Origin of the sequence: Marinobacter sp. G11 (genome assembly GCF_021282325.1) — a bacterium.
In the GTDB taxonomy this organism is placed as follows: Bacteria; Pseudomonadota; Gammaproteobacteria; order Pseudomonadales; family Oleiphilaceae; genus Marinobacter; species Marinobacter vinifirmus.
In genome coordinates this window covers 34,192-60,692 of the sequence record NZ_JAJSPB010000016.1, presented here as the reverse complement: position 1 = coordinate 60,692, position 26,501 = coordinate 34,192, and the positions used below count along the sequence as shown (strand labels likewise).

The window sequence follows — 26,501 nt, the reverse complement described above, 5'->3', positions numbered from 1 at the left end:
TCATACGATCCCGGCAATCACCAACAGCGCGATGGCGCAGATCCACACCAGCATGCTGCGGCTGAGCAAATCCCGCATGGCCCGAATGCTACGGCCACCGAATTTCGGCCAGTCATCGGCGTATACCTGGCCGAACCGTTCCGGATCCAGGGCATAGCCCGTCAGGGAGCCGCTGGCAGCGGTCATCAGCACATTGTCTGTCGGCTTGCCGAACCCCGGCACCACCAGACGGATGGATCGGGACCAGCCCGCCAGGTCCCCAGCCACGCCAAAGGTACAAGCCAGTAGACGAGACGGCACCCAGGCCATAATGTCTGCCGCGATGGCAAAGCGCTGCCGGGCAGCCGGCTGGGGCCACTGCTCTGCCAGTGCCACCAGTCCACGGGCAATGACTGCCAGCCAGATTCCGCCAACCACATACCAGAACACCACCAGGAAAAACCGCTCGAACACCGATACCATCAAGGCACGGGAAACCGACAAATGCATCACTTCTGCGCTTTGCGCACTGCCCCGCTCATCCTCCAGCAAACGGTCTTCGATATGATGCCAGGCTCCCTGCATGTCACCGCGGCCCCAGGCCTCAGTGTAGGCCTCCAGTACGGGGCGCCAGCCGGGCACGCCCATCATCAGCACCAGAACGATCAGTTCCACGGGGTAAACCACAACACGAATACCACCGTAACCGGCCGCCAGAACCAAGGCCCCCAATAACACAGCAGGGCCGAGAGCCAGTAACAGGCCTAAAAACAGGGAACCTTCTTTGCCGGCCTTGCTGCGGGCCCCGATATGCAGCCAGGATCGCCACAGGTCGTCACTGGATAACACACCGAGCCGGTCAAGGCGCTGCCGGATCACATAGGCGAGCAGAAAAACCACCAGTACCATTCAGGCATTCTCCGTTGTGCTTAAAACGCGATGGAAGTGCGCCCACTGGAAGGCCTCACCGGGGTCCGTCTTTCTGCCCGGGGCAATATCGCAGTGGCCGGTAATCCGCTCTGCCGTAATCGCCGGCCAGGCAGCCCGAACCAGGGCAGCCAGACGGGCCAGGGACTGATACTGGGCATCGGTGTAGGGCACGTCGTCTGCCCCTTCCAGTTCGATACCGATGGAAAAGTCATTGCACTCTTCCTCGCCATCAAAACAGGAGCGCCCGGCATGCCAGGCGCGGTCGAGGCAGCTGACAAACTGAACCACCGAGCCGTCTCTGCAGATAAGCCCATGGGCGGAAACCTGCAAATCTGCAATGGTCTGGAAATAGGGATGAGCGTGAGGATCCAGCCGGTTACAGAAGAATTCCTCGATATGGCCACCGCCGAACTCGCCCGGCGGTAAGCTGATGTTGTGTACCACCAGTAACGAAATGGCAGCACCCTCGGGGCGGGGGCCGAAATTCGGGGAAGGACACCAACGGGCATCCGGGAACCGGCCCGTCGTTCGAAGCTGTTCGACCCGGGCGTTGAAGTGTTGATCAGGCAAGGTGCATCCAGATACGCAATGGGTGACTCGATCCGGAGATTGAATCACAAAGTCCATTCCGATGCCACGGAGTCGCCTGCAGCGGTCAGTCCTTGCGACTGTAGCGCAGGTTGTCGATGATGGATTCCAGGGCCCGGTCAAAAATCAGGCCATCGTCCAGCATGCCGATCAAACCGGTCTGCATGGCTGTCGCCAGTTCTTCCCGCTGATACTCAGCCACCTTGGCACCACTGCGGTTCACGAAGATGTACTTGCCGGTAGCCTTGATAAACGCTGCCAGCTTGCAACGCAGGCGGGCGTCGTCGTCGCGCTTGAGCTCCACCCACGAACCAACCCGCATCTGATCCGCCCGGGCAAGCCATTCCGGATCAATGGTAGCTTCGGGCTCCGGTTCTGGTTCTGGCGCAACGTCCGGCTGGGGCACAGGCTCCGGAGCCAAGGCAACTTCTGGCTCGGCCTGGACAGCCGGCCCAGGTTCTGAAACCTCAGGCAGCTCGTCCACAACCGGCTCGTCTTCAACCTCTACCGGTGCGGTTACCAGCTTCTGGAACGCATCTACGTGGGCCAGCTCCAGGTCGCGAACGGCATTGTCGGTAGCAAACGGATCCCAGGAAATTTCCTTGAGGGCTGCCCGCAGGTCTTCCACAACGCCCGGAATCGCCCTCAGCAACTCGGCACGGGTAGAATCGGTAATCGGGCTCGGGTCCACCGTCCAGACCAGGCGGGTGACCAGTTCGCAGGCATCTTGCCACTGAGGACTTTCTTCGCCCTGGCGCAGCATGATCCACTGCAGATAGCGGGTGCACGGGCCGTCCAGCAACGCTCGGATAGCCTCGGGGATGTCCCGGCCTTCGGCCTGCTCCAGCATGACATCTTTTGCCGCCTGGCTTGCCCTTTCCTGCCGTGCCCGGCCCTCTTCGGCATCACGCAGGCGCTGCTCGACCAGCTCACGGCGGCGACGGTCCAGGTCCATGAAGTGGCCGAAGTCTTTCAGCAGTTCTTCAAACAGGTCGACGCTGTCGGTGAACTCGGCCAGCACCCGGCCGACCACTTCTTCGATTTTTTCCCGCAGGGGGTCACGCATGCCCGGCCGCTTTTCATTCCAGCCGATTGCCGCCAGCGCCAGTTCGTTCAGCAACTTGCGCGCCGGATGGCCACCGCGGTTGAAGAAGTTGCGGTCGCTCAGGGCCACTTTCAGCACCGGAATCTGCAACCGGGCAATCAGCGACTTCATCACCGGGTGCAGCTGACGGTCGTCCAGGATGAAGTCAAACAACATGCCCACCAGGTTGATCACATCGCCGTCGACCTGGGTGACAGAAACACTGGAACCTTCAGCGGGCTGCAATACCGGCTGCAGCTGCTCCCGAAGGGGCATAACCTGCTCAACCTGTGCCTCATCCCGGCTGAGTGCCTGCAGCTCGGTCAGGCGAGCCAGCAAGCGACTGGTGTCCAGTACATTGCCGCCAGCGGCGGGCCGGGAAACAACACCGGTATCGCCACCCTGCCGCAGCAAAGCGCTCAATTCGTTGAAGGTAGCACTGGCCAGTTGGCTGCCGGCATCGTCAGCAGGAGCCTGGGGCATTGCCTCGGCCTGCTGCGGCGCGGCGGGCGGGACTGGCTGGCTGGCTGGCCTTGAAGGCGCCGGCGCACGGCCGACCGGGGCATTCTTCATGCCCGGCAACACGCCTTCGGAAATCAGTGTCTGGTTACATGTCTGGTAGAACTGCTCCAGCTTGTCTGCCAGCAAGCGCTCGAACAGTTTCAGGACAACCAGCTTGGCCCGGATGTCGATATCCAGGTCTGAACAGGCTTCAGCGATACCGCCGCAAATAACCTCGGCGCTCAGGGGAATCTGGTCATCAGCCAGTTCCAGCTCGGGAACCAGGTGCCGTACCCGGGCCGCAAGCATGCGAACCTGCTCCTGGTGGCGGTTACGCAGGCGATTGGTCAGGCTTTCAACGGCTACCTGCTCTTCAAGCTCGGAATGCTCGACCAGGCTCAGGGTGTCCTGGTTAACCTCTTCCAGGGAGCCGCCGGAACGCACCGGCTTGAACCGGCCCAGCTCGTTAAAGGCCTGGCTGACATACTGCAACACGGAAAGCGACATCGCCCGGCGGCGCAGCCGGAGCTCCCGCATGGCATCAAAATAGGCGGATTGATCTTTGTTCGAACCGGCACGATCGGCCAGGGAGAACAGGCTGTCGTCCGCCTGTTCGAAAAAGCTGGCGAGTACGGATTTCAGTTCCTGACCCGCAGTGTCACGCAACCTGACCAATGCAGCAGGCAACGTAAACCGGCCCGCCGGCCTGTGGCCAGCTAATCGGACAACCTTGCTATCGTGCGCCATGGACTTGCTCCGGGATCGAATCTGCGTGACAAACTTATATTACTCCGCGGCTCTATGATACGACCAGTTGCCGTCACCTTGTGTCAGTTTTTGTCACCATTTGTTTCCGACACAAGACGTTGAAATTCATGGTGGCATTTTGTGAATTGCCGGGGTAGCAGTAGAATTGCCCCGCAGCCGTTAATTCCACCCCACTGACCAGCGGAAAAACACCATGATTGCCCCCGAACTGCTCCGACAGGCCCGTATTGAATCCGTAGCCCACAGCCTCCGGGAAGACATCGGGGACGGCGACATCACCGCCATGCTGATTCCTGCAGACAAAACCGCCCGCGGCCGGGTCATCACCCGCGAGAACGCCAGGCTGGCCGGTGTGGAGTGGGTCAACGAAGTCTTCCGGCAGGTAGACCCCAACGTAGAGCTGGAGTGGCTGTTCAGGGACGGCGACGATGTGCCGGCCGATGCTGTACTGTTCCGCATGCAGGGCCCTGCCCGCTCGCTACTGACGGCTGAGCGGTCTGCCCTGAACTGGCTACAGACACTCTCTGCCGTCGCCACCCAGTGCGCCGGCTACGCGGCCAGGGTTGCCCATACCAAGGTACGCTTGCTGGATACCCGAAAGACCCTGCCCGGCCTGCGGCTGGCGCAAAAATACGCGGTGACCTGTGGCGACTGTGACAACCACCGGATCGGCCTATGGGACGCTTTCCTGATCAAGGAAAACCACATCGCGGCCTGTGGCTCTATCGCCCGGGCCGTTGCTGAAGCGCACCGCATTGCGCCGGGCAAACCGGTTGAGGTGGAAACCGAGAATATGGACGAGTTCACCCAGGCCCTGGACGCCGGTGCCGACATTATCATGCTGGACGAGTTTTCACTGGAGGATATGGTTGAAGCGGTCAAGCTGACTGCAGGCCGCGCCAGGCTTGAAGCCTCCGGCGGCATTAATGAGCAAACCCTGGTGCCAATTGCCGAGACCGGAGTGGACTACATTTCGATCGGCGCCCTGACCAAAGACGTCAAGGCCATCGACCTGTCGATGCGGCTGGAATAACCCGGCCAGTTACCGGGCTCAGGACCGGGTCAGCAACCGGTCCATTTCTTCCAGCGCCTTCACCAGGCCCTGCCCGGATTCCGGACGCCCCCGGAAATGCTCTTCCGCCATGGGCGCAATCCCGGACGCAGACGGCAGCGGATGATTGTGCTCAACCAGCACTTTCATGCGTTCCAGAAACACAAACTGCAGCCACTGCGGAAACTCCATGGTATCCAGGCAGAATGGCTGGGTGCTCTGAAACGCCTCTTGCGGTGGCGGCTCGGCCTGCCAGACTCCCAGCTGCCGGAGTTCGATCTCTATCTGCAGCAGTCCGTCAGTCAGCAGGTCGAGGTGTTGGTTTTCGTCACTCATGGGTTCTGATCAATCCTGAAGCGGTTCCAGCTCCACCGACTCCCCGTGCAGCACCCTGTAGAGGTCTTCGAACTGACGGGTCAGGCCGTGTTTCGGAGCCATATGAATGAGTGGTTGCCGGCTCTGGTGGGATTCTTTCATCTTCACCGAGCTGGAAAGCCTCACCGGCAATACCGGCAAACCTTCCTCCAGCAGCTCCTTAACCAGCTGTCTCGGCAAGCTGGCCCGGGGCTGGAACTGGTTGGCAATGATACCTTCAACCACCAGTTCTTCGTTATGATCTTCCTGCAACTCCCGGATTTCGTTGAGAATGTTATAAAGCGCCTGGCGGGAGAAATCGTCGCAATCAAACGGAATCAGGCAACGCTGGGCCGCAATCAGCGCCGAACGGGTATAGAAATTCAGGGCCGGGGCTGTGTCGATGTAGATTTCATCGAACGACTCGCTGAGTTTTTTCAGATACTCCCGCAACTTGTAGATCTTGTGCTTGGCTTCAAGCTTGCGCTCGAGAAAATCCAGTTCCGGACTGGACGGCAGCACAAACAGGTTATCAAACGGCGTGGCATGCACAAACTCGTCCGGGCGCCGGTTGAACATGCTGAACGCCACGGTTTGCTCCATCAGGTCCGCCACGGTATCCCGCAGTTCAGATGCAGGCTTGCCGAGCAGGTAGTGACTGGAGTTGCCCTGTGGGTCCAGGTCTACCACCAGCGTGCGCTTGCCCCGGGCCGCACTGATGGCCGCCAGGTTACAGGTGATGCTGGACTTGCCCACACCACCTTTCTGATTGAATACAACCCGTCTCATGTTGTCTCTCCAGTAAACACTTGTAGTTATTGATCTGTGACTACCAGCCCATCACGGTTTTAACAAAGGGGATGGTGAGCCGGCGCTGGGCCTGCAGCGAGTTCTCATCGAGAGAATCCAGGATGGCCAGCAGCTCGCCCAGCCTTCGGGGAGCCCGGCGCATGATGAAGCTGGCGACTTCGTCGGTCATCACCATGCCTCGCTGTTCCGCCCGGGCCACCAGGATGCGCATGCGGTCTTCATCCCGGTACACGCCCAGCTGCACCAGCAGGCCGTGGGCCAGCCGGGAACCGAGATCCGCCAGGCCAAAGGGTAACGAGGCGGGCACTTCCGACATCGACACCACCAACAAACCGCGCCGATCCAGGATCCGGTTATACAGATGGAACACCGCCTCTTCCCAGCGAGGATCGCCCGCCAGCTTGTCCAGGTCATCCAGACAGACTACATGACGGGTCTCTAACCCCGATAATGCATCCGGGCCAAATGGCAACAACTCTTCGATGCTGATACACACAGCACTCTGGCCAAGCTGCTCTACCCTGTGGCAGACCGCCTGTAACAGATGGCTTTTGCCGGTATCGGAATCGCCACAGATCACCATCACCGGCAGGTCGTGGTTTTGCTCACACAGGGTTTCCAGCCTGCGGGCGGCATCGCGGTTACGGTCGCCGTGGAAATTGTCAAAGCGGGCATCGTCACGCAGCCGGACACCTAGGGCCATCTGGGAGGCAGTAGTCATGATCGCTTCATCCTTAAGGCCCGCAAACTCCATACAATCACATAGTGGCAGCCGCTGAAGATGGCAGAACCCGCCACCAGCCAGACACCCGCATCAATCACCCAGGGCTGCATCGGCCAGCCCGCCAGCAGGATGATAATGGCCAGGGCCACCAGGATCTGCACCAGCGTGTTGATCTTGCCGGGCACACTCGGCGCCATTTCGAACCGGCCAATGCCGTAATGAAACGCCAATGCCCCGCCAACAATCGCAATATCCCGCGCCAGAACCAGCATAAACAGCCACACCGGCAGGATACCGGTGATGGTAAGCATCAGGTAGGTGGTAATCAGTAACGCCTTGTCGGCCAGGGGGTCAGCAATGGCCCCTACCCGCGTGCGCCAGTTGAAATAGCGGGCGAGAAAGCCATCAACGCCATCGCTGATGGCAGCCACGAGGAAAATCAGCAATGACAACCGGTAGTTGCCATCCAGCAGCGCACCTGCAAACGGAATGATCAACACCATCCGCATGAAGGTCAGGGCATTGGGAATCCAGCGCCACTGTGTTGATTTCACCCGGCTGCCTCCGTCAATTTATCAGCCGTCTTCACCACTGCTGACAACCGGGGACGGCTGCCAGCGATAGTTAAGCACCTGATAGAGGGATTCAAAGGCCTGTTCGGCATCCTGCTCATCGGCGGGCTGCGTCTGTTCGAACTCACCTTCAACCGGTACAAAGCGCGGATCAAGCGCAATGTACTCTTTCAGCTGCTCCAGCTCGCCGGTAAACGCAATCCGCGCGGTCAGCCGTTCGCCGCGAATGCGGGCAGCGCTCACCGAGACTACCGGTGTCAGGCCTTCAAGCACCTTGTTGATCCGCCCGTAGTCCGCCAGTGTGGATACTCCGTCGAACACCACATCCACCTTGGGCGAGTCCCCGATTTCACCGGCTGAAACCGCGTAGCGGCTGGCGTACTGTTCGGCCCAGTAATCGACCACGGCCTGGGCCAGGTCATCCGGATTACCGGCAGATACCGAACGCTCGGCAGCGTCCATACCCATGCCGTCCACAACCCAGCCGGCGCGCCACTGGCCACCGGAGCGGCTCACCCGGACGAGGGCAAGGACGTCATAGGAGACATCTTCAGATGCCTTCTGGATGCGCCCGATAAATTGCCCCCAAAGATCAGACAGCAACGCCCGGTCACTGCCCTGGTTCTCGGACGGAAATTCGATCGGCAAGCCCCGGACACCAGCCGCCTGCCGGAACGCATCACGCCACTCGGCACCGGCGCCGGAGCGGGTCAGCAAACTGCGACTACCGCGATCCTCTACCGCCACCCAGGCGAGGGTCAGTGGGCGGTTAGCACCCCAGACCGGCGCACCAATCGAGGCCAGGGCCCGGTTAACGCCAACGGCACCAAAACTCATCCGCAGCCGTGACTGGCCAGCCTCGCTGCCAACCTGGTAGGCCTGCAACAGGCTTTCCGCCTCGGACAACACCTGATCAATGCCTTCTCGCTGCAATACATCCCGACTGCCGGACACCCGCACCATTACCTGGCGCAGACCATCGGCATAGCCCTGCTGCAACGCGGCGGAAGAACCGCCCTGCACCGGAACGTCGGCGTTGTACAGCCCGGATACAGAGACTGCCGCGGCCGGAGTGGCCAGGGCCAGCAATGCAGACAATACTGGCCAAAGCAGCCAAGGCCTGGAATTTTTCCGTCGTGATTCAGTCATGTAACACCCTGCCGTTCCCATGAATGGCGCACAGGATACACCATCACCATTGACTAGAGTAGCAAGAGCCCCTGTTGCAGGTTCGCAATAAAGGCAGGCAATTCCCGAGACTAAGCGGGAATTCCATTTGGAGCCCCCGTGCGCACCTGTTAAAATCCGCCGCTTGACCCACAGGCCAACGGTTAACATTCCATGAGCGAACAGAAGCCCTCCCTTACCTATCGTGACGCCGGCGTTGATATCGATGCCGGCAACGAACTGGTCAACCGCATCAAGAATACCGCAGCCAGGACCCGTCGTCCTGAAGTGCTCGGCGGTCTTGGCGGTTTTGGTGCGATGGTATCCATCCCGGCAGGTTACAAGGAGCCGGTACTGGTATCCGGCACCGATGGCGTGGGCACCAAGCTTCGCCTTGCCATGCAGCTGCAAAAGCACGACAGCATCGGTATCGACCTGGTGGCGATGTGCGTGAACGACCTGGTCGTTGGCGGTGCCGAGCCCCTGTTCTTCCTGGATTACTACGCCACCGGCAAGCTGAATGTCGACATTGCAGCCCAGGTAGTAGAAGGCATCGGTAAAGGCTGCGAGCTTTCCGGCTGTGCCCTGGTAGGCGGTGAAACTGCCGAAATGCCGGGCATGTACGAAGGCGACGACTACGACCTGGCCGGCTTCTGCGTAGGCGTAGCAGAGCGCAGCGACATCATCGATGGCAGCCGTGTACAGCCAGGCGATGTACTGCTGGCCCTGGGCTCCTCCGGCCCGCATTCCAACGGCTACTCGCTGATCCGCAAGATCATCGAAGTCAGCAACGCGGATCTCAGCCAGCCCATGGGTGACAGCACCCTGGCCGATGCGCTGATGGCCCCGACCCGCATTTACGTGAAAAACCTGCTGCAACTGATCCGCGAAGTCGATGTGCGCGCACTGTGCCACATCACCGGTGGCGGCCTGCCGGAAAACATTCCCCGGGTACTGCCGGCCGGCACCGTTGCCGCCATCGATACCCGTAGCTGGGAACTGCCCCCAGTCTTCCAGTGGCTGCAGGACGCAGGCGGCGTGGCCGCTGAAGAAATGTACCGCACCTTCAACTGTGGTATTGGCATGATCGTGTGTGTACCGGCTGACCAGAAAGACCTGGCCATCGATACCCTCAATGCCATGGGCGAGAAAGTCTGGCAGGTTGGCGTTATGGAAGCCGCCGATGCCAGTGATGCCGAGCCGAAGGTGCGCTACGCACCGGAGCTGCTGAAGGCATGATGGCAGACCCAGCACCGCTACCGACCATTGTTGTTCTGGCTTCGGGCAGCGGCACCAACCTTCAGGCCCTGATAGACGCCAGCCGTGAACGGGATTTCCCCGGCGAAATCCTCGCCGTTGGCTGCAACCGCCCCGGTGCCTTCGCGCTGGAGCGGGCAGCCCAGGCAAACATCAAAACCTTCGTGGTGGACCACAAGAAGTATGGTTCCCGCGAGGAGTTTGATGGCGCCCTGATGGCCGAGCTGCGCCGCCTGAACCCGGACGTGATCGTACTGGCCGGTTTCATGCGCATTCTGACCGCCGACTTTGTGCGGGCATTCCGGGGCCGGATGCTGAACATCCACCCTTCCCTGCTGCCAGCCTATACCGGCCTGAATACCCACCAGCGGGTGCTCGATGCCGGCGACAAGGTACACGGTGTATCCATTCACTTCGTTACCGAAGAACTCGATGGTGGCCCGGTAATCGCACAGGCCGAAGTCGCGGTTCAATCGGACGACAATGCAGAATCACTGGCCGAGCGGGTACAGCAGCAGGAACATGTGCTTTACCCCATCGTGGTGCGCTGGTTCTGCGAAGGCCGTATTCAGCTGACCGCCGACGGCGTCCAGTTTGACGGCAAACTTCTGCAACACCCCATGCGGCTGACAGCCAGCTGAACAGTTTGTCATCCTCCTGAGCACCGGGAACAGCTAGACTGTCGCAAGCATAGACAGAGAAAGAGGCAACCGGATGCAAAGAAACCCAGACGTCACCAGAACTTCCGCCCTGCTGGCCGGGCTTTTGTCCGGCCTGTTTGCGCTATCCGCCAGCGCTGCCGACGCCAGCCCTGAGCTTACCCCGTACGAAGCCAGCTACACCGCTTCCATGTCAAAGGGTGTCAGTCTGAATGGCGAAGGCGTGCGCACGCTGACCGACCAGGGAAACAACGTCTGGCTGTACCGCACAGACGTTGACTCCTTCATTGCCGATATCGACGAATCACTGATCTTCAAGTGGCAGGACGGCCAGGTCATTCCCCTGCGCTATCGCTACCGGTTGTCAGGATTTCTGATTAAAGATCGCGAACAGGCCATCGATTTCGACTGGCAGAAAGGTATGGCCAGGGGCTCTTACCGGGGCGAGTCGTTCAACGTTGAGCTGAGGGAAGGCACCCTAGACCCGCTGGGCTACCAGCTGCAACTGCACCAGGACCTGAAAGCAGGCAAACGGGACGTCACCTACCATGTGCTCGACAAGGGTGACTACGATGAAGACCGGTTCTCGGTGATTGATGAAGACAGCCTGAGCGACCGGGGCCGCACCATGAACACCCTGAAAGCGGAAAAGGTTCGCGGCGAGAATGCCCGGCGCCAGACCCTGATGTGGTTTGATCCAGCCCAGGACTACCTGCTGGTCCGGCTGCTACAGGTAGAGCCGGACGGCAGCGAATACGAACTGAAGCTTAGAGATGCCCGGGTTCAGGACTGACCGGCCCGGCCGAACTCCCGCCATACCGCTTTGACCTCATCCGCGATGATACGCAGGCCTTCCGCCACCTGCGCATCATCCTGGGAGTAGGTAACCCGCAAGCATTCGTGACGATGCTTCCAGTCGTCATCCGGCAGGCCCGGGAAGAAATAGTGCCCGGACACCACCAGCACTCCCCGCTCTTTCAGGCGCTGATACAGCGCCAGGCTGGAAATCGGCAAATCCGGAAACCATAGCCACAGGAACATGGCACCTTCCGGTTTGTGGATGTACCAACGGCAGCTGTCTTCGCCCATAGCGTCACGGAACGCTGCCACGGCCTTTTCCATTTTCGCCTTATAGAAGGGGCACACCACATCCCGGCTGAGGGACAGGATTTCGCCAGAGCGCACCAGCGGCTCCGCCAGCATGGCGCCAAAGCTGCCAGTGGCCAGGTTCATGATGGCATTGATGCCGGACAACGCCTTGATGATGGGCTCTGCGGCAATCACGATACCGGTACGGGCAGCCGGCAAACCGAGTTTGGACAGGCTCAGGCACAGTATGATCTGCTCGTTCCAGGTGGGCTTCGCATCTACAAACAACAGGCTCGGGAATGGCGTGCCGTAGGCGCCATCGACAATCAGGGGAATATTCTGCTGGCGGGCCATCTCTTCCAGCCGCGCCAGCTCTTCATCGGTGATGACATTACCGGTGGGATTGGTCGGCCGGGAGACACAGATTGCACCGGTTTCACCCGTAACTTCCACCGCATCAAAATCCACCCGGTATTTGAATTCGTGGGCATCGGTAAACGAAATGTCAGGCTGTACCGCCCTGAACAAGTCTGAGTCTATGCCCGCATCGGCATAGCCGATGTATTCTGGCGCCAGCGGCAGCAGGATGTGCTTGCGCTGGCCCTCGCCATAATCGCCGCCAAACATGTTGAACAACATGAAGAAGGCGGCCTGGCTGCCATTGGTCAGAGCGATATTTTCCGGCTTCAGGCCCCAGTTGTATTCCTTGTTCAGCAGCTCCGCCAGCGAGGCAATGAACTGCTTCTCACCCTGAGGGGGATCGTAGATACCCACCAGCCGGCGCACCTGCCCTTCGTCTGCCGCCATACCCGCCAGGATTTCCTGCACCCGCTCCTGAATTTCCGGGATGTGCCCGGGATTACCACCCCCCATCATGATCATTCCCTCGCCGGAGGCCATGGCATTGCCAAGGTCATCCATCAGGGAAGTGATACCGGCGTCGGCGGTAAATTTACGACCAAAAGCAGAGAGTTTCATGGCAGTTATCCGTTCAACAGGCAATTCAACAGGTAGCTAACAAGTTTAATCTGAGCCGGAACGGCTCAGCTATCGAGGGAAATACCGAGATTGCTGACGCCGTCGTTGGCGGCCTCGGCCTTGAGTTCGGCAATGAAGTCTTCCCGGGGCGTACGCTGGCGCTTGAGGGCGAGCACGGTGTCACGCTGGAACAGCTTGTCTTCTTTTAGCAGGGGATGGTGCTCGAACATGCGGATCAGTTCATCGTCATCCATGCCCTCACCTTCGGACATTTCGACGAAGTCCATCACGGTCTTGGTGGCCAGCTGCGATGCTTCGGTTGCCCGATGCTTGTTGGGGTTCAGGCGGTTGAGCAGGGCCTGCTCCAGCAACTGGCAGAAGTCGAAGGCCGGGTATACGCCGTAGGCATCGTACTCGTCGACATTCGGGCTCAGGGTTTCAAGCTTGCTCAGCAGCTGGGGGATGGCCGCTTCGGAGGCGTCTTTTTGCAGCATGCCCCAGGCAAGGTCGAGCAGCTGGCGCATTTTACCGCCGCTTTTCATGCCGACTGCGTCTGCAAACAGTGCGTAGTTAGGGAAGGCCCGTTCGGCCAGGGTCAGCAGGAAGGCGCATTCGCGCCAGCCCTGCAGTTGTGAGACAGCTTTAAGAAACTGGTTGGCGTTCATGTCCTGGGCAGGGTCACGCCGGTCTGGCCAAGGTACTTGCCGCCGCGGTCTTTGTAGCTGGTTTCACAGATTTCGTCGGATTCGAAGAACAGCATCTGGGCCACACCTTCGTTGGCGTAGATTTTCGCCGGCAGGTTGGTGGTGTTGGAGAATTCCAGGGTGACCTGGCCTTCCCACTCCGGCTCCAGCGGGGTGACGTTCACGATGATGCCGCAGCGTGCATAGGTGCTTTTGCCCAGGCAAATGGTAAGCACGCTTCTGGGGATGCGAAAGTATTCCACGGTACGCGCCAGGGCGAAGCTGTTCGGGGGGATGATGCAGACGTCGCCGGTGTAGTTGACGAAGCTGTTTTCATCGAAGTTTTTGGGGTCTACGGTGGCGCTGTGGACGTTGGTGAAGATTTTGAATTCGTTGCTGCAACGTACGTCGTAGCCGTAGCTTGAGGTGCCGTAGGAGATGACTCGGCCTTTTTCGTTTTCCCGAACTTGTCCGGCTTCGAAGGGTTCGATCATGCCGTGTTGTTCGGACATCCGGCGGATCCACTTGTCGGATTTGATGCTCATGGGTGAATTCTCGTTTCCAGCTGGTGGGAAAATTGGGGCGTAGTTTACCTTGTCCCTTGATGGCTGTCGAAGGCTTGGCGTTCGCGATCCTTGTAGCCTGCTAGTTTGGAGTCTGAGGAAGTGAGGGGCGCTTTCCAAAAACCGCTACGAGCACACCCATGTGCGCTTCTCTCCGGCCATCCATGGCCTCCGACATTTTTGGAAAGCGCCCCTCACTTCCTCTGCACCGACTACTCGGAAATCGCTGCGGGGAGCATTTCGTTAAAACCTATATTCCATTGCAGCAGATTGTGCCTGGTGTCCTGATTCAGTGTTCGGTAACAGAAACACTGGAAATCGTTCCACCAAGATTCCGCTCCCGGGTAGACAGCTCAGCACCCACCCTTCTCGCGATATCAAGATACCGCCTCGCCACTTCGGAATCTGGCTCAGCAACAACCGTGGGTGAGCCGCTGTCGGTCTGTTCCCGGATGGTCATGTGCAGGGGCAGCTGGCCCAGCAGGACGGTTTGGTATTCTTCTGCGATGCGTTCGCCGCCGCCGTGGCCGAAGAGGGGTTCTTCGTGGCCGCAGTTGGAGCAGATGTGGACGCTCATGTTTTCGACGACGCCGATCACCGGGATGTCGACTTTGCGGAACATTTCGATGCCTTTTTTGCCGTCCAGCAGGGCAATGTCTTGCGGGGTGGTGACGATGACGGCGCCGGTTACCGGGACTTTCTGGCCGAGGGTGAGCTGGATGTCGCCAGTGCCGGGGGGCATGTCGACGATGAGGTAGTCGAGTTCATCCCACAGGGTTTGCTGGAGCAGTTGCATAACGGCGCCGCTGACCATGGGGCCGCGCCAGGCCATGGGGGTTTTGTCGGTGGTGACGAAGGCCATGGAGTTGGCTTGCAGGCCGTGGGCTTTGATGGGTACGAAGTATTTGTTCTCTCGTACGTCCGGGCGCTGGCCTTCGGGGACGCCGAGCATCATGCCGATGCTGGGGCCGTAGATGTCGGCGTCGAGGATGCCCACTCTTGCGCCTTCGGCTTGCAGGGCCAGGGCGAGGTTGACCGCTGTGGTAGATTTGCCCACGCCTCCCTTGCCGGAGGCTACCGCGATGATGTTTTTCACGCCCGGTACGGCCGGGAGGTCTTTGTTGATTTTGCAGGCGTGGATTTTCTGGCCCACGTTGACTTCGGCGCTTTCAACGCCGGCGACAAATTCCAGGGCATTGGCGACGATCTGTTTCAGGCCGCCGGCGATGCCTTTTGAAGGGTATGGCAACTCGACCATCAGGGTGACTTTGCCCTGTTCGTCTGCGCTCAGGCTTTTTACCGCGCCCAGTTCGTAGAGGTCTTTGTTCAGGTACGGGTCCCGGTATTCTTTTACGGCGGCCTCAAGGGCCTGTTGGGATATCTGGGTCATCGGGGTCTCCGGAATAAGCACATAAGCTTGATTGCAGGTGAAAAATGATGGCTTGGAAGGTATCATCTGTGGCCGTTTCTGACCATACGGGGTCTTCACCTGGAGCAAGCGGTTGCCGATGCTCCTGAGCCCTGTTTGTCTTTCCAACCCGTATCAACATAAGGTTCGGACATCACCATGACGCAAGCGAGCAAGCAACAGCGCGATATTCTGGTTACCAGCGCCCTGCCCTACGCCAACGGGCCCATTCATCTGGGGCACCTGCTGGAATACATTCAGACCGACATCTGGGTGCGCTACCAGAACATGCGGGGCCACAACTGCTACTACGTTTGCGCCGACGATGCCCACGGTACCGCCATCATGCTGCGGGCCGAGCGTGAGGGCATTACCCCCGAAGAGCTGATTGACCGGATTCGCCAGGAGCACCAGGAAGACTTTGCCGGCTTCCACATCCGCTTCGACAATTACTACTCCACGCACTCGGAGGAGAACCAGTATTTCTCCGAGTACATTTACCGCCAGATCCAGGAAAACGGGAATATTGCGACCCGCAAGATTACCCAGTTCTTCGATCCTGAAAAGGAAATGTTCCTGGCGGACCGGTTCATCAAGGGCACCTGCCCCAAGTGCAAGACTGATGACCAGTACGGCGATAACTGTGAAGCCTGTGGTGCCACCTATACCCCGGCGGAGCTGATCAACCCGCGCTCTGCGGTCTCCGGCGCTACGCCGGTGGAGAAGGAATCCGAGCACTATTTCTTCAAGCTGCCGGAGTTCCACGACTTCCTGAGCAAGTGGACCCGCAGTGGTGCCCTGCAGCCGCAGGTGGCCAACAAGCTGGCCGAGTGGCTGGATGCCGGCCTGCAGGAGTGGGACATCAGCCGTGATGCGCCTTATTTCGGCTTCGAGATTCCCGATGCCCCGGGCAAGTATTTCTATGTCTGGCTGGACGCGCCTATCGGTTACCTCGCCAGCTTCAAGAACCTGTGTAACCGCGAAGGCATCGATTTCGAGCATTTCTGGAAGAAAGATTCCACCGCCGAGGTGTACCACTTCATCGGCAAGGACATCATCAACTTCCACGCCCTGTTCTGGCCATCCATGCTGCACGATGCAGGTTTCCGTACCCCGACCGCTGTCTGGGCCCACGGCTTCGTGACGGTAAACGGCAAGAAGATGTCCAAGTCCCGCGGTACCTTCATCATGGCCCGCACCTACCTGGATCACCTGGACCCGGAATACCTGCGTTACTACTTCGCCGCCAAGCTGACCGGTGGCGTGGATGACATGGACCTGAACCTGGAAGACTTTGCCGCACGGGTGAACTCGGACCTGGTCGGCAAGGTGGTGAACATCGCCAGCCGCAGCGCCGGTTTCATTACCAAGCGCTTTGACGGCAAGCTAGGCAAGGTCACCGAGCAGGACAAACTGAAAGAGTTTATCGATGCCGGTGAGCAGATCGCCGAGTTCTACGAAGCCCGCGAATTCGGCCGTGCCATGCGCCGGATCATGGAACTGGCAGACATTGCGAACCAGTATGTGAACGATGAGCAGCCCTGGGTAATTGCCAAGCAGGAAGGCCAGGACGACAAGCTGCAGGCCATCTGCACCAACGCCCTGAATATGTTCCGCCTGCTGATGACTTACCTGGCACCGGTACTGCCGAAGACCGCAGATGCCGCGCAGTCGTTCCTGAACTCCCGCCTGGACTGGAACAACCGCGCCGCCCTGCTGGAAAACCACGGCATCGACAAGTTCAAGCCGCTGATGAACCGGGTGGATATGGCCCAGATCGAGAAAATGCTGGACGCTTCGAAAGAAGAAATGCCGGCAGCCGTCGGTCAGCCCGCAGCGGCGCCGGCCGCAGACCTGGAACCTGTGGCTGACGAAATCGAATTCCCCGACTTTGCCAAGGTGGACCTGCGGGTCGCCAAGATCGTCAAAGCCGAGCATGTGGAAGGCGCAGACAAGCTTCTTCGCCTGACACTTGATATAGGCCATGGCGAACGCAACGTGTTTGCTGGTATCAAGTCCGCCTACAAACCGGAAGACCTGGAAGGCCGTATGACCGTGATGGTGGCCAACCTGAAACCCCGGAAAATGAAGTTCGGCATGTCTGAAGGTATGGTTCTGGCCGCAGGCCCGGGTGGCAAGGAGATTTTCATCCTGTCTCCGGATTCCGGCGCCACACCCGGCATGCGGGTAATGTAAGCAGCAAGGCTGAGACGCTCCGATGACAGAGTATTTGCTGATACTGGTCAGCACCATTCTGGTGAACAACTTCGTGCTGGTGCAGTTCCTGGGACTGTGCCCCTTCATGGGGGTTTCCGGGAAACTGGAAACCGCCATGGGTATGTCGCTGGCCACCACGTTTGTGCTGACCTTGTCTTCGGTGTGCAGTTACCTGGCCTATACCTATCTGCTGGCACCGCTGGACCTGGCTTTCCTGAAAACCATCACCTTCATCCTGGTGATTGCGGTGGTGGTTCAGTTCACCGAAATGGTGGTGCGCAAAACCAGCCCCTTGCTGTACCGGGTACTCGGTATTTTTCTGCCGCTGATTACCACCAACTGCGCGGTTCTGGGCGTGGCCCTGCTTAACCTGAATAAAAACAACAACTTCGTTGAATCCGTGCTGTACGGCTTTGGCGCAGCGGCCGGTTTCTCCCTGGTGCTGGTGCTGTTTGCGGCCATGCGCGAGCGGATTGCCGTGTCTGATGTACCGGTTGCCTTTCGTGGCGCCGCCATTGGTATGATTACCGCAGGTCTCATGTCGCTGGCGTTTCTGGGCTTTACCGGCCTGGTTACGGTCTGACGGAGCAGTTGTTTTATGTGGACAAGCTTTCTGATTGCCGTTGTGGTTCTGCTGGCACTGGCGCTGGTCTTTGGCGGGTTGCTGGGGTTTGCCGCAGAGCGGTTCAGGGTTGAAGGCAATCCGCTGGTAGACCAGATCGATTCACTTCTGCCGCAGACCCAGTGCGGCCAGTGCGGCTTCCCCGGTTGCCGCCCCTACGCCGAAGCCATCGCCCACGGCGAAGCGATCAACAAGTGCCCGCCAGGCGGCGAAAGCACCATCAAGGCCCTGGCAGACCTGCTGGACGTAGAACCCCAGCCCCTGGATGCAGAACACGGCGTTGAACAGGCCAAGCGTGTCGCAGTCATTCGTGAAGATGAATGCATCGGCTGCACCAAGTGTATTCAGGCCTGCCCGGTAGACGCCATCCTCGGGGCCGCCAAGCATATGCACACCGTCATCGAAAGCGAATGCACCGGCTGCGACCTGTGCGTAGAGCCCTGCCCCGTTGACTGCATCGACATGGTCACCCTGGAGCCGGATATCCGCACCTGGACCTGGACACCACCGAAGCCCAACCTGATTGCCACGGACCGCCAGGGAGCCAGTACCTGATGACTCAGCTGTGGAATTTCGCCGGTGGCATTCATCCGCCGGAAAACAAGCACCAGTCCACCATCCGCCCCATTCAGCAAGCAGGCATTCCTGAGCGACTGGTTCTGCCCCTGCAGCAACACATCGGGGAGCCTGCAGAAGTGGCCGTCAACGTTGGCGACCGGGTACTCAAAGGCCAGGTTGTGGCCGATGTTACTTCAGGAATGGGCGTGCCGGTACACGCCCCTACCTCCGGCACCATTGAAACCGTCGAGCAGCTGCCGGTGCCACACCCGTCCGGTATGGCCGACTGGTGCGTGGTTCTGAAGCCTGATGGCGAAGACCGGTGGACAGAGCTGTCCCCGATTTCCGACTACAAACTGATGGACCGGGAACAGGTTCTGCAGATCATCCGGAATGCCGGCATTGCCGGTATGGGTGGCGCAGGCTTCCCCACCGATATCAAGCTGCGCCCGCCAAGGGACCGCAAGGTTGAAACCCTGATCCTGAACGGTGCCGAATGCGAGCCCTATATCACCGCCGACGACATGACCATGCGCGAGCATGCCGCCGAAGTGGTGTCCGGCATGCAGGTAATGGCCTGGATTCTTCGCCCTGCCCGCTGCGTGATCGGCATTGAAGACAACAAACCTGAAGCCATTGCCGCCATGCAGGCAGCGGTTCAGGGCACCCAGATCGAGATTGCGGTGATCCCCACCAAGTATCCTTCCGGTGGTGAAAAGCAACTGATCGAAATCCTGACTGGCCTGGAAGTGCCCAGTGGCGGCATTCCTGCAGATGTCGGCGTGATGTGCCAGAACATCGGTACCTCGCTGGCTGTCTCCAGGGCGGTTTTTGAAGGCAAACCCCTGATTTCCCGCGTGGTCACCCTGACCGGTGAAGCACTGCAACAGCCCGGCAACGTAGAAGCGCTGATCGGCACACCCATAAGTTATCTGCTGGCACAGGCCGGGCTGCGGCCGGAACAGCTCAACCGCCTGGTGCTGGGCGGGCCCATGATGGGCTATACCCTGCACTCAGATGACGTGCCGGTGGTAAAAACATCCAACTGCGTGATCGCAGCAACTGCCGGGGAACTTCCAGCTCCACCTCCGGAACAACCTTGTATCCGCTGCGGCCAGTGTGCGCTTGCCTGCCCCATGGAGTTGTTGCCACAACAACTGTTCTGGCACGCCAAGGCCGCCGAGTTCGAGAAAGCCGAACACCTGAACCTGTTCGATTGTATCGAGTGCGGCGCCTGCTCCTACGTGTGCCCTAGCTCAATCCCGCTGGTGCAGTATTACCGGTACGCCAAGGGCGAAATCCGCCAGCAGCGTGCAGAGCAGCTGAAATCCGACCATGCCCGGGAACGTTTCGAAGCCCGCCAGGCCCGCCTTGAGCGGGAGCAGCAAGAGAAGGAACAGCGCCGAAAGGAACGGGCCAGGGCCGCTGCAGAAGCCCAGGCAAAGAAACAGGCTGAAGCAGAACAGGCGGCACAGCAGGGCGAAGCCGTGGACGACCGTGCCGCCAAGGCCGCCCTGGTGCAGCAGGCGCTGGAGCGGAAAAAGGCCAAGGCCGCCAAAACCGCAGAAGCGGCTGCAGCTGCGCCTGCACCGCCTCAAGAGACTGCATCACCCGACACTACAGGGGAAGAGCAGGCGCTGCCGGATATCGAGGCACTGGAGAAGCAGCTTATGCAGGCTCAGGGCAAGCTCGATACCATGCAAGGCATGCTGGAAGAAGCCCGAGCCCAGCAGGCCGACAACGTGGACAAACTGGAGCGGGCCGTGGCCAAGAACCACGACCGGGTACAGCGAGCCGAACAGGCCCTGGCTGATGCCCGAAACGTTCTCGCTGAGCAAACCGGCTCCGCGGCATCCGAATAACCCATTGCAGGCTTATTGTTCATGGCATTAGTTCAACAGTCGTCACCCCATGCCCACAACGCCCGCCCTACGTCACGGGTCATGCTCTGGGTCATTCTTGCCGCCCTGCCCGGCCTGCTGGCCCAGACCCTGTTTTTCGGCTGGGGTAACCTGATCAATGTGGTGTGGTGTATCGCACTGGCACTGGCGGCCGAAGCCGCCATTCTGAAACTCCGCGGTAAGCCGGTGGCGTTTTTCCTGAAAGACAATACCGCGGCGGTAACCGGATTGCTGCTGGGCCTGTCCCTGCCGCAGTTTGCTCCCTGGTGGGTCTCCGGCATTGCGGTGATTACCGCCATCGTGGTGGCCAAGCAGCTATACGGCGGGCTCGGCTCCAACCCGTTCAATCCGGCCATGGTCGGCTATGCCCTGGTGCTTATTTCCTTCCCGGTGGCCATGACCACCAACTGGGCACAGGCGGCGACCCTTTGGGGCAATGCTCCCGGATTCGGCGAAACACTCAGCACCATTTTCTCCGCCAGTCAGACAACGGTCGACGGCTGGACCATGGCTACCCCACTGGATGAGTACAAGCACAAGATTGCCAGCCACACCGCCGCTGAAGTGCTGCAGCACCCGACATTCGGCGAGCAGATAGCCGCAGGCTGGGAATGGGTCAACCTGGCCTTCCTGGCCGGTGGCCTGCTGCTGATCGGCCTGAAAATCATCACCTGGCATATTCCCGTGGCGTTTCTGGCGGGTATCGCCCTGATGAGCCTGGCCTTTGGCAGCAACCCGGACCAATACGCGCCCCTGCAACTGCACCTGCTGGCCGGCGGCACCATGCTGGGTGCCTTCTTTATCACGACCGACCCGGTTTCGGCGGCAACCAGCCACCAGGGCAAGCTGATTTATGGCGCCAGCATCGGGGTGCTCATCTACCTGATTCGCAGTTGGGGTAACTACCCGGACGCCGTCGCCTTCAGCGTACTGCTGATGAATTTTGCCGTTCCGTTTATCGATCATTACACGCCGCCCAGAACCTACGGCCACCACAAGCCCCGGCGCGGCCTGCCGGGCAGGAACGGAGGCTGACCATGAGCACACTGACCACCTCCATCCGTCGCAGCGCTATCGGCCTTGGCCTGTTTGCCGTACTGACCGGCGGCACCATTGCGCTGACCCAGGGCCTCACCAAAGACCGGATTGCCGAGCAAGCCGCCCGGGCCGAGGCTAAAGCCCTGTTCGAGATTATTCCGGAGAGCCGCCACAACAACGACCTGCTGAACAGCGCAGTTGCCCTGCCGGATGACGAGAGAGCCCCGGAAGCCGGGCCGGTACTGGCATGGGTAGCCCGGCAGGATGACCGCCCCGTGGGCCTGATCTTTCCGGCGGTGGCTCCCGATGGCTATTCCGGTAACATCCACCTGCTGGTGGGCGTGAACCTGGACGGCACGGTACTGGGCGTTCGGGTAACCAGCCACCGGGAAACACCGGGGCTGGGCGATCGTATCGAAACCCGAAAATCAGACTGGGTTTATGATTTCAATGGCCGCTCCCTGAACAATCCCAAGCCCCGGGAGTGGAACGTAAAGAAGAACGGTGGCGTATTTGACCAGTTCACAGGAGCCACCATCACGCCGCGCGCGGTGGTGAAAGCCGTCCAGAAAACGCTGGTGTATTTCCGCAAACACCGGGTCGACATCCGCGAGGCCATTGCCGCCCATCCGCTGTCTGAGGAGCACTCCTGACATGGCTACCAAAACCAACGGAGAGATCATCAAAGACGGGCTGTGGCACAACAACCCGGCGCTGGTTCAGGTGTTAGGCCTGTGCCCCCTGCTGGCGGTGACCAGTACCGTGGTCAACGCCATCGGTCTGGGCATTGCCACCCTGCTGGTGCTGATTGGTTCCAACCTGTCCGTCTCGGTGATCCGGAACTTTGTCAGTGAGTCCGTCCGGTTGCCGGCCTTCGTGATGATCATCGCCTCGTTTGTGACCTGTGCAGAACTACTGATGCAGGCTTTCACTTACGAACTGTACGAAATTCTCGGCATCTTCATCCCGCTGATCGTTACCAACTGCGCCATTCTCGGCCGCGCCGATGCCTTTGCCTCCAAGAACCCACCGCTGCCGGCCATCCTGGATGGTGCCATGATGGGCCTCGGCTTCCTGGCGGTCCTGGTTGTGCTCGGCGGTATGCGGGAACTGCTCGGCCAGGGCACCCTGTTTGCCGACATGCACCTGCTGCTGGGGCCCATGGCAGCCGATTGGGTAGTACGGCCCTTCGACCAGTATCCGGATATGCTGTTTATGGTGCTGCCGCCCGGCGCTTTCGTAGGCCTTGGCCTGCTGATCGCGTTGAAGAACGGCATCGACAATTACCTGAGCGAACGCCGGAAAGCGGCAGAGCCGGTGGCCGCCACCACAGGCAGCAAACGAGTCCGGGTAACCGGCAACATTTCCTGAAGCTGATTTCGTCGTCCTATGAACAAACAGAAACGCATCGAGATATTTACCCGCCTGCGGGATGCCAACCCCAACCCGACCACAGAGCTTAACTACAGCAATCCGTTCGAGTTGCTGATTGCCGTAATTCTGTCGGCGCAGGCCACCGATGTGGGTGTCAACAAAGCCACCGACAAGCTGTTTCCGGTAGCCAACACCCCGGAAGCTATCTATGCGTTGGGCGTGGACGGCCTGAAAGAGTTCATCAAGACCATCGGCCTGTTTAACAGCAAGGCCGAGAACGTCATCAAAACCTGCAAGATCCTGATGGAACAGCACGGCAGTGTGGTGCCGGATAACCGCGAGGCCCTGGAAGCCCTGCCCGGAGTCGGCCGGAAAACCGCCAACGTGGTACTGAACACCGCTTTCCGTCAGCCCGCCATGGCGGTAGATACCCACATTTTCCGGGTGTCCAACCGTACCGGCATTGCGCCTGGCAAGAACGTACTGGAGGTGGAAAAGCGGCTGATGCGACTGGTGCCCAAGGAATTCCTGATGGACGCCCATCACTGGCTGATCCTGCACGGCCGCTACACCTGTACCGCCCGCAAGCCCAAATGTGGTGCCTGTATTATCGAAGACCTTTGCGAATTCAAGCAAAAGCGGGACTATCAGTAACCAACACTCGCGTCCCCTCAGACACAAAAAAGCCGGCATTCGCCGGCTTTTTCATCACTCCTTCCAGAAACTCAGTTCTGGCCGAGCATTTTGTTTTTCAGGTCTTTCTGGGCCGGATTGTCTGACAGCCAGATACCAAACAGGGCCTTCTTGAACTCCAGGTCACCTACGGTGTCTTTCTGCTCGCCGTTCTTCAGTACATGCACACCTTCACCCGGCGCATAGACCAGGTCAAAGACGTCGCCTTCCTTGATTTCTTCCTGGAACACGGACATGAACTGGTCGACATCAGACTGGATGGCTGACAGGTCACCGTCGGTGGATGACTTGAAGCCGTCCATGGTGGCTTCGGTCATGCGCTCGCTGGTGATCATGCCGGAGGTGATATGCAGGGTGATTGCCTGGGGCTCGTCGGCGTTAATAACTGCCTGCCCGTCACTGACTTTCTCGGCAACGTACAAGCCACCAACGTACAGATCCATGAACCACTTGGAGCGGGCACCTGCACCGTTCAGCTGCAGTTCCTGGCCCATGGCGGAATAGGTGTCCGGAACATCCACACCGCTTACGGTCAGGGCTTGGGCAGGGGTGGCCAGGGCGCCGGCGAGAATCAGAGATGCAAAACCTGCTGTAAGAGTCTTCTTCATAGTCCTTTCCTTCCTTAAGATCGTTATTATTGAATGCTTCATTCGCACCGGGTCGACACCCGAATTCCGCCCGGTGGCCCATTCTAACAACGAAGTTCCGGTGGCATTTACCACCTGGTTCTCATTTGATGCCACATTAAACAAAAAAAGCCGGCCATGTGACCATGACCGACTTGCCTGTGTGGTGCGTCAGATGTGTTAGTTAAACAGCAAGTTACCCGACAGACCGTCCTTCTCCAGGATTTCCCGCAAGCGACGCAGGGCTTCTACCTGAATCTGCCGTACACGTTCGCGGGTCAGGCCAATCTCCTGCCCCACCTCTTCCAGGGTACTGATGGGATAACCCCGCAAACCGAAACGGCGAGACAGCACTTCCTGTTGCTTGTCACTCAGCTGGTCTATCCACTTTTCCAGGCTGGAACAGATATCGTCATCCTGCAGAACATCGGCGGGATCAGACGCACCTTCATCGGCCACGGTGTCCATCAGGGACTTGTCACTCCCCACACCGATAGGCGTATCCATGGAGGCCACCCGTTCGTTCAGCCCCAGCATACGCTTTACGTCTGCGACCGGCTTATCCACCATCCGGGCAATCTCTTCCGCCGTCGGCTCATGGTCCAGCTTCTGGGTGAGCTCCCGGGCCGCACGCAGGTAAAGGTTCAGTTCCTTGACCACGTGAATCGGCAAACGGATGGTGCGGGTCTGGTTCATGATCGCCCGCTCGATGGTCTGGCGGATCCACCAGGTGGCGTAGGTAGAGAACCGGAAGCCCCGCTCCGGGTCGAACTTCTCGACCGCCCGAATCAGGCCCAGGTTACCTTCTTCGATCAGATCCAACAGGGTGAGCCCGCGGTTCACGTAACGCCGGGCAATCTTGACCACCAACCGAAGGTTGCTTTCGATCATGCGCTTGCGACCAGCCTCTTCGCCCTTGCGGGCCAGGCGCGCAAAGTACACTTCTTCTTCAGGTGTCAGTAAGGGAGAGAAACCGATTTCGTTGAGGTATAACTGGGTGGCATCCAGCTGCTTTGCGCTGGTGAAGTATTTGCCCTGGGCCGGAATATCCTCTTCGGTTTCCGCCACCGGGTCTTCAGCCGCGGCCTTATCAGGCTTGTCCTCGGCCAAGATATGATCGTCTGCGTCTTCCATCTCTGCAACGCGATCAATGATGATGTCTTCTTGCTCTGCTGACATTACGTTACCCCGCCTCTCAATAATCCTGTTTTCGCCCGATACTTCTTGTTATTGCGGGCTTTCAATGTTGGTTTTCTTCAGGACAGTTGCTTGTTGGCTGGCAATCACCGTTGCCATTCTTGTTCTTGTCTTGTGCGGTATCAGTCAGGACGTCGGGTAATCAACGAGGGAACTTCCGGCTCCCCTGATTTATCGTCTGGGCAGGTATCGGGACGGGTCTACCGGATTGCCATTCTTGCGAATCTCGAAGTGCAACATCGGCTTGTCTGTCCCTGTACTTCCCAGCTCGGCGATTACCTGTCCGGCTTTAACATCCTCCCCTTCCTGCACCAGAATCTTGCGGTTGTGTGCGTAGGCGCTCAGATAATGTTCGTTGTGATTCACAATAATCAGGTTACCGTAACCAAGCAACCCGCTTCCCGCGTAAACCACATTTCCATTAGCTGCAGCCTTCACAGCATCCCCGGGTTTTCCGGCAATATCAATGCCTTTATTGACTTTTCCGGATGTGGAATATGTTGCAATAACAGTGCCACCGTGCGGCCAGTGCCATCGCACATTGGCCACCGTCTGACTGCTGCCGGAAGCCGAACCGGCCGGGCGGGTAGTTCGGGTGGAAGGAGGCGTTGTCGCCTTCGGGCGCTGGGTTACCGCCTTGGGGCGCGGGGCGGGAGCAGTGCTGCGCGGGGCAGATGCCGTTCTGGTGCTTTCGGGAATCCGGCCTTTCTTGTCCAGTCGCAGCACCTGGCCCACCTGCAGGTTCCAGGGCGGCGCCAGGCCATTGGCATTGCCCAGCTCGCGGTAGTCCCGGCCATAACGCCATGCAATCCGGTACAGGTTCTCGCCCTTCTTGACCACATGGGTACCCCAGTAAACCGGGGGGTTGTACAGATTGTCCTGATAGATGGCGTTCGTGTTACAGCCGGATAGGGGCAACAGGAGGGCGAGCAGGAGCAAGGCGGCTGCTCGCGTCAGGCGACCGGGGCGCCTGCAACACGGGGTTCCTGTCAGGGCCGAAGCCCTGACACGGAATGCTGCTTGATGGCGCCCGCTAAAGAGAGTCACGTATAAAAAATGCCTGATTATGATAAAACCGTATAAGAAACCATCCGTCCAGGATGCAACTTC

At 59.3% G+C, this 26,501-nt stretch carries 27 protein-coding genes; 12 read left to right on the top strand and 15 right to left on the bottom strand.

The window, feature by feature from the left end; translation table 11 throughout:
- From LWH94_RS11645 to LWH94_RS11635, 3 genes are all read right to left on the bottom strand, one after another.
- Positions 1-888 carry a hypothetical protein gene (locus LWH94_RS11645; protein ID WP_058340620.1) on the bottom strand — a complete coding sequence of 296 codons (888 nt, stop codon included), beginning with the start codon at positions 886-888 and terminating at the stop codon, positions 1-3.
- A complete protein-coding gene (gene ampD / locus LWH94_RS11640) occupies positions 889-1,479 on the bottom strand; it encodes a 1,6-anhydro-N-acetylmuramyl-L-alanine amidase AmpD (RefSeq protein ID WP_232902320.1) in 591 nt (196 codons plus the stop codon). It lies immediately after the preceding gene.
- An 85-nt stretch (positions 1,480-1,564) separates the two neighbouring features.
- Positions 1,565-3,829: a DUF1631 domain-containing protein gene (locus tag LWH94_RS11635; RefSeq protein WP_232902319.1), complete on the bottom strand. Its 2,265-nt coding sequence runs from the start codon at positions 3,827-3,829 to the stop codon at positions 1,565-1,567.
- 214 nt (positions 3,830-4,043) lie between these two features.
- Here LWH94_RS11635 and nadC point away from each other — a divergent pair, with 214 nt between their 5' ends.
- Positions 4,044-4,883: a carboxylating nicotinate-nucleotide diphosphorylase gene (nadC, locus tag LWH94_RS11630; protein WP_199455864.1), complete on the top strand. Its 840-nt coding sequence runs from the start codon at positions 4,044-4,046 to the stop codon at positions 4,881-4,883.
- An 18-nt stretch (positions 4,884-4,901) separates the two neighbouring features.
- Here the strand turns inward: nadC and LWH94_RS11625 are convergent, their stop codons facing one another.
- From LWH94_RS11625 to LWH94_RS11605, 5 genes are read right to left on the bottom strand one after another with little or no spacing between them, the layout of a single operon-like run.
- Positions 4,902-5,237 (bottom strand): YqcC family protein, encoded by a 336-nt coding sequence (locus tag LWH94_RS11625; RefSeq protein ID WP_022990097.1) that lies wholly within the window; start codon positions 5,235-5,237, stop codon positions 4,902-4,904.
- A gap of 9 nt (positions 5,238-5,246) precedes the next feature.
- Positions 5,247-6,044: a ParA family protein gene (locus LWH94_RS11620; RefSeq protein ID WP_022990096.1), complete on the bottom strand. Its 798-nt coding sequence runs from the start codon at positions 6,042-6,044 to the stop codon at positions 5,247-5,249.
- A gap of 40 nt (positions 6,045-6,084) precedes the next feature.
- Positions 6,085-6,786 (bottom strand): DnaA regulatory inactivator Hda, encoded by a 702-nt coding sequence (gene hda, locus LWH94_RS11615; RefSeq protein WP_058340625.1) that lies wholly within the window; start codon positions 6,784-6,786, stop codon positions 6,085-6,087.
- Positions 6,783-7,343, bottom strand: a complete 561-nt coding sequence (locus LWH94_RS11610; RefSeq protein WP_232902318.1) for a CDP-alcohol phosphatidyltransferase family protein — start codon at positions 7,341-7,343, stop codon at positions 6,783-6,785. Before LWH94_RS11610 ends, hda begins: the two co-directional genes overlap by 4 nt.
- Positions 7,344-7,364: 21 nt before the next feature.
- Complete coding sequence (locus LWH94_RS11605; protein ID WP_232902317.1) at positions 7,365-8,510, bottom strand: DUF2066 domain-containing protein; 1,146 nt, start codon at positions 8,508-8,510, stop codon at positions 7,365-7,367.
- 192 nt (positions 8,511-8,702) lie between these two features.
- Here LWH94_RS11605 and purM point away from each other — a divergent pair, with 192 nt between their 5' ends.
- The 3 genes from purM (at position 8,703) to LWH94_RS11590 (ending at position 11,237) form a co-directional block, all read left to right on the top strand.
- Positions 8,703-9,767, top strand: a complete 1,065-nt coding sequence (purM, locus tag LWH94_RS11600) for a phosphoribosylformylglycinamidine cyclo-ligase (RefSeq protein WP_022990092.1) — start codon at positions 8,703-8,705, stop codon at positions 9,765-9,767.
- Positions 9,764-10,426: a phosphoribosylglycinamide formyltransferase gene (gene purN, locus LWH94_RS11595; protein WP_232902316.1), complete on the top strand. Its 663-nt coding sequence runs from the start codon at positions 9,764-9,766 to the stop codon at positions 10,424-10,426. Before purM ends, purN begins: the two co-directional genes overlap by 4 nt.
- A gap of 73 nt (positions 10,427-10,499) precedes the next feature.
- Entirely contained in the window at positions 10,500-11,237 is a 738-nt protein-coding gene (locus tag LWH94_RS11590; RefSeq protein WP_199455869.1) for a DUF3108 domain-containing protein, read from the top strand.
- Here the strand turns inward: LWH94_RS11590 and LWH94_RS11585 are convergent.
- The 4 genes from LWH94_RS11585 to apbC form a co-directional block, all read right to left on the bottom strand.
- Positions 11,228-12,511 (bottom strand): valine--pyruvate transaminase, encoded by a 1,284-nt coding sequence (locus tag LWH94_RS11585; RefSeq protein WP_232902315.1) that lies wholly within the window; start codon positions 12,509-12,511, stop codon positions 11,228-11,230. The genes LWH94_RS11590 and LWH94_RS11585 overlap by 10 nt on opposite strands.
- Positions 12,512-12,576: 65 nt before the next feature.
- The gene (locus LWH94_RS11580) at positions 12,577-13,176 is read right to left on the bottom strand and encodes a YjaG family protein (RefSeq protein WP_022990088.1); all 600 of its coding nucleotides are present in this window, start codon (positions 13,174-13,176) and stop codon (positions 12,577-12,579) included.
- Positions 13,173-13,739, bottom strand: coding sequence for a dCTP deaminase (gene dcd, locus LWH94_RS11575; RefSeq protein WP_022990087.1), 567 nt, complete (start codon positions 13,737-13,739; stop codon positions 13,173-13,175). Before dcd ends, LWH94_RS11580 begins: the two co-directional genes overlap by 4 nt.
- 307 nt (positions 13,740-14,046) lie before the next feature.
- Positions 14,047-15,147, bottom strand: coding sequence for an iron-sulfur cluster carrier protein ApbC (apbC, locus tag LWH94_RS11570; protein WP_232902314.1), 1,101 nt, complete (start codon positions 15,145-15,147; stop codon positions 14,047-14,049).
- A 177-nt stretch (positions 15,148-15,324) separates the two neighbouring features.
- Between apbC and metG the strand changes: the two genes are divergently transcribed.
- Genes metG through nth form a run of 8 tightly spaced genes read left to right on the top strand, consistent with a single transcriptional unit; the run spans position 15,325 to position 23,529 of the window.
- Positions 15,325-17,361, top strand: coding sequence for a methionine--tRNA ligase (gene metG / locus LWH94_RS11565; protein ID WP_232902313.1), 2,037 nt, complete (start codon positions 15,325-15,327; stop codon positions 17,359-17,361).
- A gap of 22 nt (positions 17,362-17,383) precedes the next feature.
- Positions 17,384-17,965, top strand: a complete 582-nt coding sequence (rsxA, locus tag LWH94_RS11560) for an electron transport complex subunit RsxA (protein ID WP_022990084.1) — start codon at positions 17,384-17,386, stop codon at positions 17,963-17,965.
- 15 nt (positions 17,966-17,980) lie between these two features.
- Positions 17,981-18,559: an electron transport complex subunit RsxB gene (rsxB, locus tag LWH94_RS11555; RefSeq protein ID WP_058340633.1), complete on the top strand. Its 579-nt coding sequence runs from the start codon at positions 17,981-17,983 to the stop codon at positions 18,557-18,559.
- Positions 18,559-20,424 (top strand): electron transport complex subunit RsxC, encoded by a 1,866-nt coding sequence (gene rsxC, locus LWH94_RS11550; RefSeq protein WP_232902312.1) that lies wholly within the window; start codon positions 18,559-18,561, stop codon positions 20,422-20,424. Before rsxB ends, rsxC begins: the two co-directional genes overlap by 1 nt.
- 21 nt (positions 20,425-20,445) lie before the next feature.
- Positions 20,446-21,498 carry an electron transport complex subunit RsxD gene (gene rsxD / locus LWH94_RS11545; RefSeq protein WP_232902311.1) on the top strand — a complete coding sequence of 351 codons (1,053 nt, stop codon included), beginning with the start codon at positions 20,446-20,448 and terminating at the stop codon, positions 21,496-21,498.
- A 2-nt stretch (positions 21,499-21,500) separates the two neighbouring features.
- Complete coding sequence (rsxG, locus tag LWH94_RS11540; RefSeq protein ID WP_232902310.1) at positions 21,501-22,154, top strand: electron transport complex subunit RsxG; 654 nt, start codon at positions 21,501-21,503, stop codon at positions 22,152-22,154.
- Between the two features lies 1 nt (position 22,155).
- On the top strand, positions 22,156-22,872 hold the full coding sequence (locus tag LWH94_RS11535; RefSeq protein ID WP_058340636.1) for an electron transport complex subunit E: 717 nt from the start codon (positions 22,156-22,158) through the stop codon (positions 22,870-22,872).
- Between the two features lie 18 nt (positions 22,873-22,890).
- Positions 22,891-23,529: an endonuclease III gene (gene nth, locus LWH94_RS11530; protein ID WP_232902309.1), complete on the top strand. Its 639-nt coding sequence runs from the start codon at positions 22,891-22,893 to the stop codon at positions 23,527-23,529.
- 71 nt (positions 23,530-23,600) lie between these two features.
- Here nth and LWH94_RS11525 read toward each other — a convergent pair whose 3' ends face one another.
- The 3 genes from LWH94_RS11525 to LWH94_RS11515 all read right to left on the bottom strand — a co-directional run bounded on the left by LWH94_RS11525 (position 23,601) and on the right by LWH94_RS11515 (position 26,330).
- Complete coding sequence (locus LWH94_RS11525) at positions 23,601-24,176, bottom strand: chalcone isomerase family protein (protein WP_232902308.1); 576 nt, start codon at positions 24,174-24,176, stop codon at positions 23,601-23,603.
- 198 nt (positions 24,177-24,374) lie between these two features.
- Positions 24,375-25,373 carry an RNA polymerase sigma factor RpoS gene (gene rpoS / locus LWH94_RS11520; protein ID WP_232902307.1) on the bottom strand — a complete coding sequence of 333 codons (999 nt, stop codon included), beginning with the start codon at positions 25,371-25,373 and terminating at the stop codon, positions 24,375-24,377.
- 189 nt (positions 25,374-25,562) lie between these two features.
- Entirely contained in the window at positions 25,563-26,330 is a 768-nt protein-coding gene (locus tag LWH94_RS11515) for a peptidoglycan DD-metalloendopeptidase family protein (protein ID WP_022990074.1), read from the bottom strand.
- Between the last annotated feature and the right edge of the window lie 171 nt (positions 26,331-26,501).

Coding starts and splice junctions, on each gene's coding strand:
- LWH94_RS11535 (WP_058340636.1), top strand. CDS start 22,156: ATGGCTACCAAAACCAACGGAGAGATCATCAAAGACGGGCTGTGGCAC.
- LWH94_RS11590 (WP_199455869.1), top strand. CDS start 10,500: ATGCAAAGAAACCCAGACGTCACCAGAACTTCCGCCCTGCTGGCCGGG.
- purN (WP_232902316.1), top strand. CDS start 9,764: ATGATGGCAGACCCAGCACCGCTACCGACCATTGTTGTTCTGGCTTCG.
- rpoS (WP_232902307.1), bottom strand. CDS start 25,373: ATGTCAGCAGAGCAAGAAGACATCATCATTGATCGCGTTGCAGAGATG.
- metG (WP_232902313.1), top strand. CDS start 15,325: ATGACGCAAGCGAGCAAGCAACAGCGCGATATTCTGGTTACCAGCGCC.
- LWH94_RS11585 (WP_232902315.1), bottom strand. CDS start 12,511: ATGAAACTCTCTGCTTTTGGTCGTAAATTTACCGCCGACGCCGGTATC.
- LWH94_RS11525 (WP_232902308.1), bottom strand. CDS start 24,176: ATGAAGAAGACTCTTACAGCAGGTTTTGCATCTCTGATTCTCGCCGGC.
- LWH94_RS11605 (WP_232902317.1), bottom strand. CDS start 8,510: ATGACTGAATCACGACGGAAAAATTCCAGGCCTTGGCTGCTTTGGCCA.
- dcd (WP_022990087.1), bottom strand. CDS start 13,739: ATGAGCATCAAATCCGACAAGTGGATCCGCCGGATGTCCGAACAACAC.
- hda (WP_058340625.1), bottom strand. CDS start 6,786: ATGACTACTGCCTCCCAGATGGCCCTAGGTGTCCGGCTGCGTGACGAT.
- nth (WP_232902309.1), top strand. CDS start 22,891: ATGAACAAACAGAAACGCATCGAGATATTTACCCGCCTGCGGGATGCC.
- apbC (WP_232902314.1), bottom strand. CDS start 15,147: ATGACCCAGATATCCCAACAGGCCCTTGAGGCCGCCGTAAAAGAATAC.
- rsxD (WP_232902311.1), top strand. CDS start 20,446: ATGGCATTAGTTCAACAGTCGTCACCCCATGCCCACAACGCCCGCCCT.
- LWH94_RS11580 (WP_022990088.1), bottom strand. CDS start 13,176: ATGAACGCCAACCAGTTTCTTAAAGCTGTCTCACAACTGCAGGGCTGG.
- LWH94_RS11625 (WP_022990097.1), bottom strand. CDS start 5,237: ATGAGTGACGAAAACCAACACCTCGACCTGCTGACTGACGGACTGCTG.
- rsxA (WP_022990084.1), top strand. CDS start 17,384: ATGACAGAGTATTTGCTGATACTGGTCAGCACCATTCTGGTGAACAAC.
- rsxC (WP_232902312.1), top strand. CDS start 18,559: ATGACTCAGCTGTGGAATTTCGCCGGTGGCATTCATCCGCCGGAAAAC.
- purM (WP_022990092.1), top strand. CDS start 8,703: ATGAGCGAACAGAAGCCCTCCCTTACCTATCGTGACGCCGGCGTTGAT.
- LWH94_RS11620 (WP_022990096.1), bottom strand. CDS start 6,044: ATGAGACGGGTTGTATTCAATCAGAAAGGTGGTGTGGGCAAGTCCAGC.
- rsxG (WP_232902310.1), top strand. CDS start 21,501: ATGAGCACACTGACCACCTCCATCCGTCGCAGCGCTATCGGCCTTGGC.
- nadC (WP_199455864.1), top strand. CDS start 4,044: ATGATTGCCCCCGAACTGCTCCGACAGGCCCGTATTGAATCCGTAGCC.
- LWH94_RS11635 (WP_232902319.1), bottom strand. CDS start 3,829: ATGGCGCACGATAGCAAGGTTGTCCGATTAGCTGGCCACAGGCCGGCG.
- rsxB (WP_058340633.1), top strand. CDS start 17,981: ATGTGGACAAGCTTTCTGATTGCCGTTGTGGTTCTGCTGGCACTGGCG.
- LWH94_RS11645 (WP_058340620.1), bottom strand. CDS start 888: ATGGTACTGGTGGTTTTTCTGCTCGCCTATGTGATCCGGCAGCGCCTT.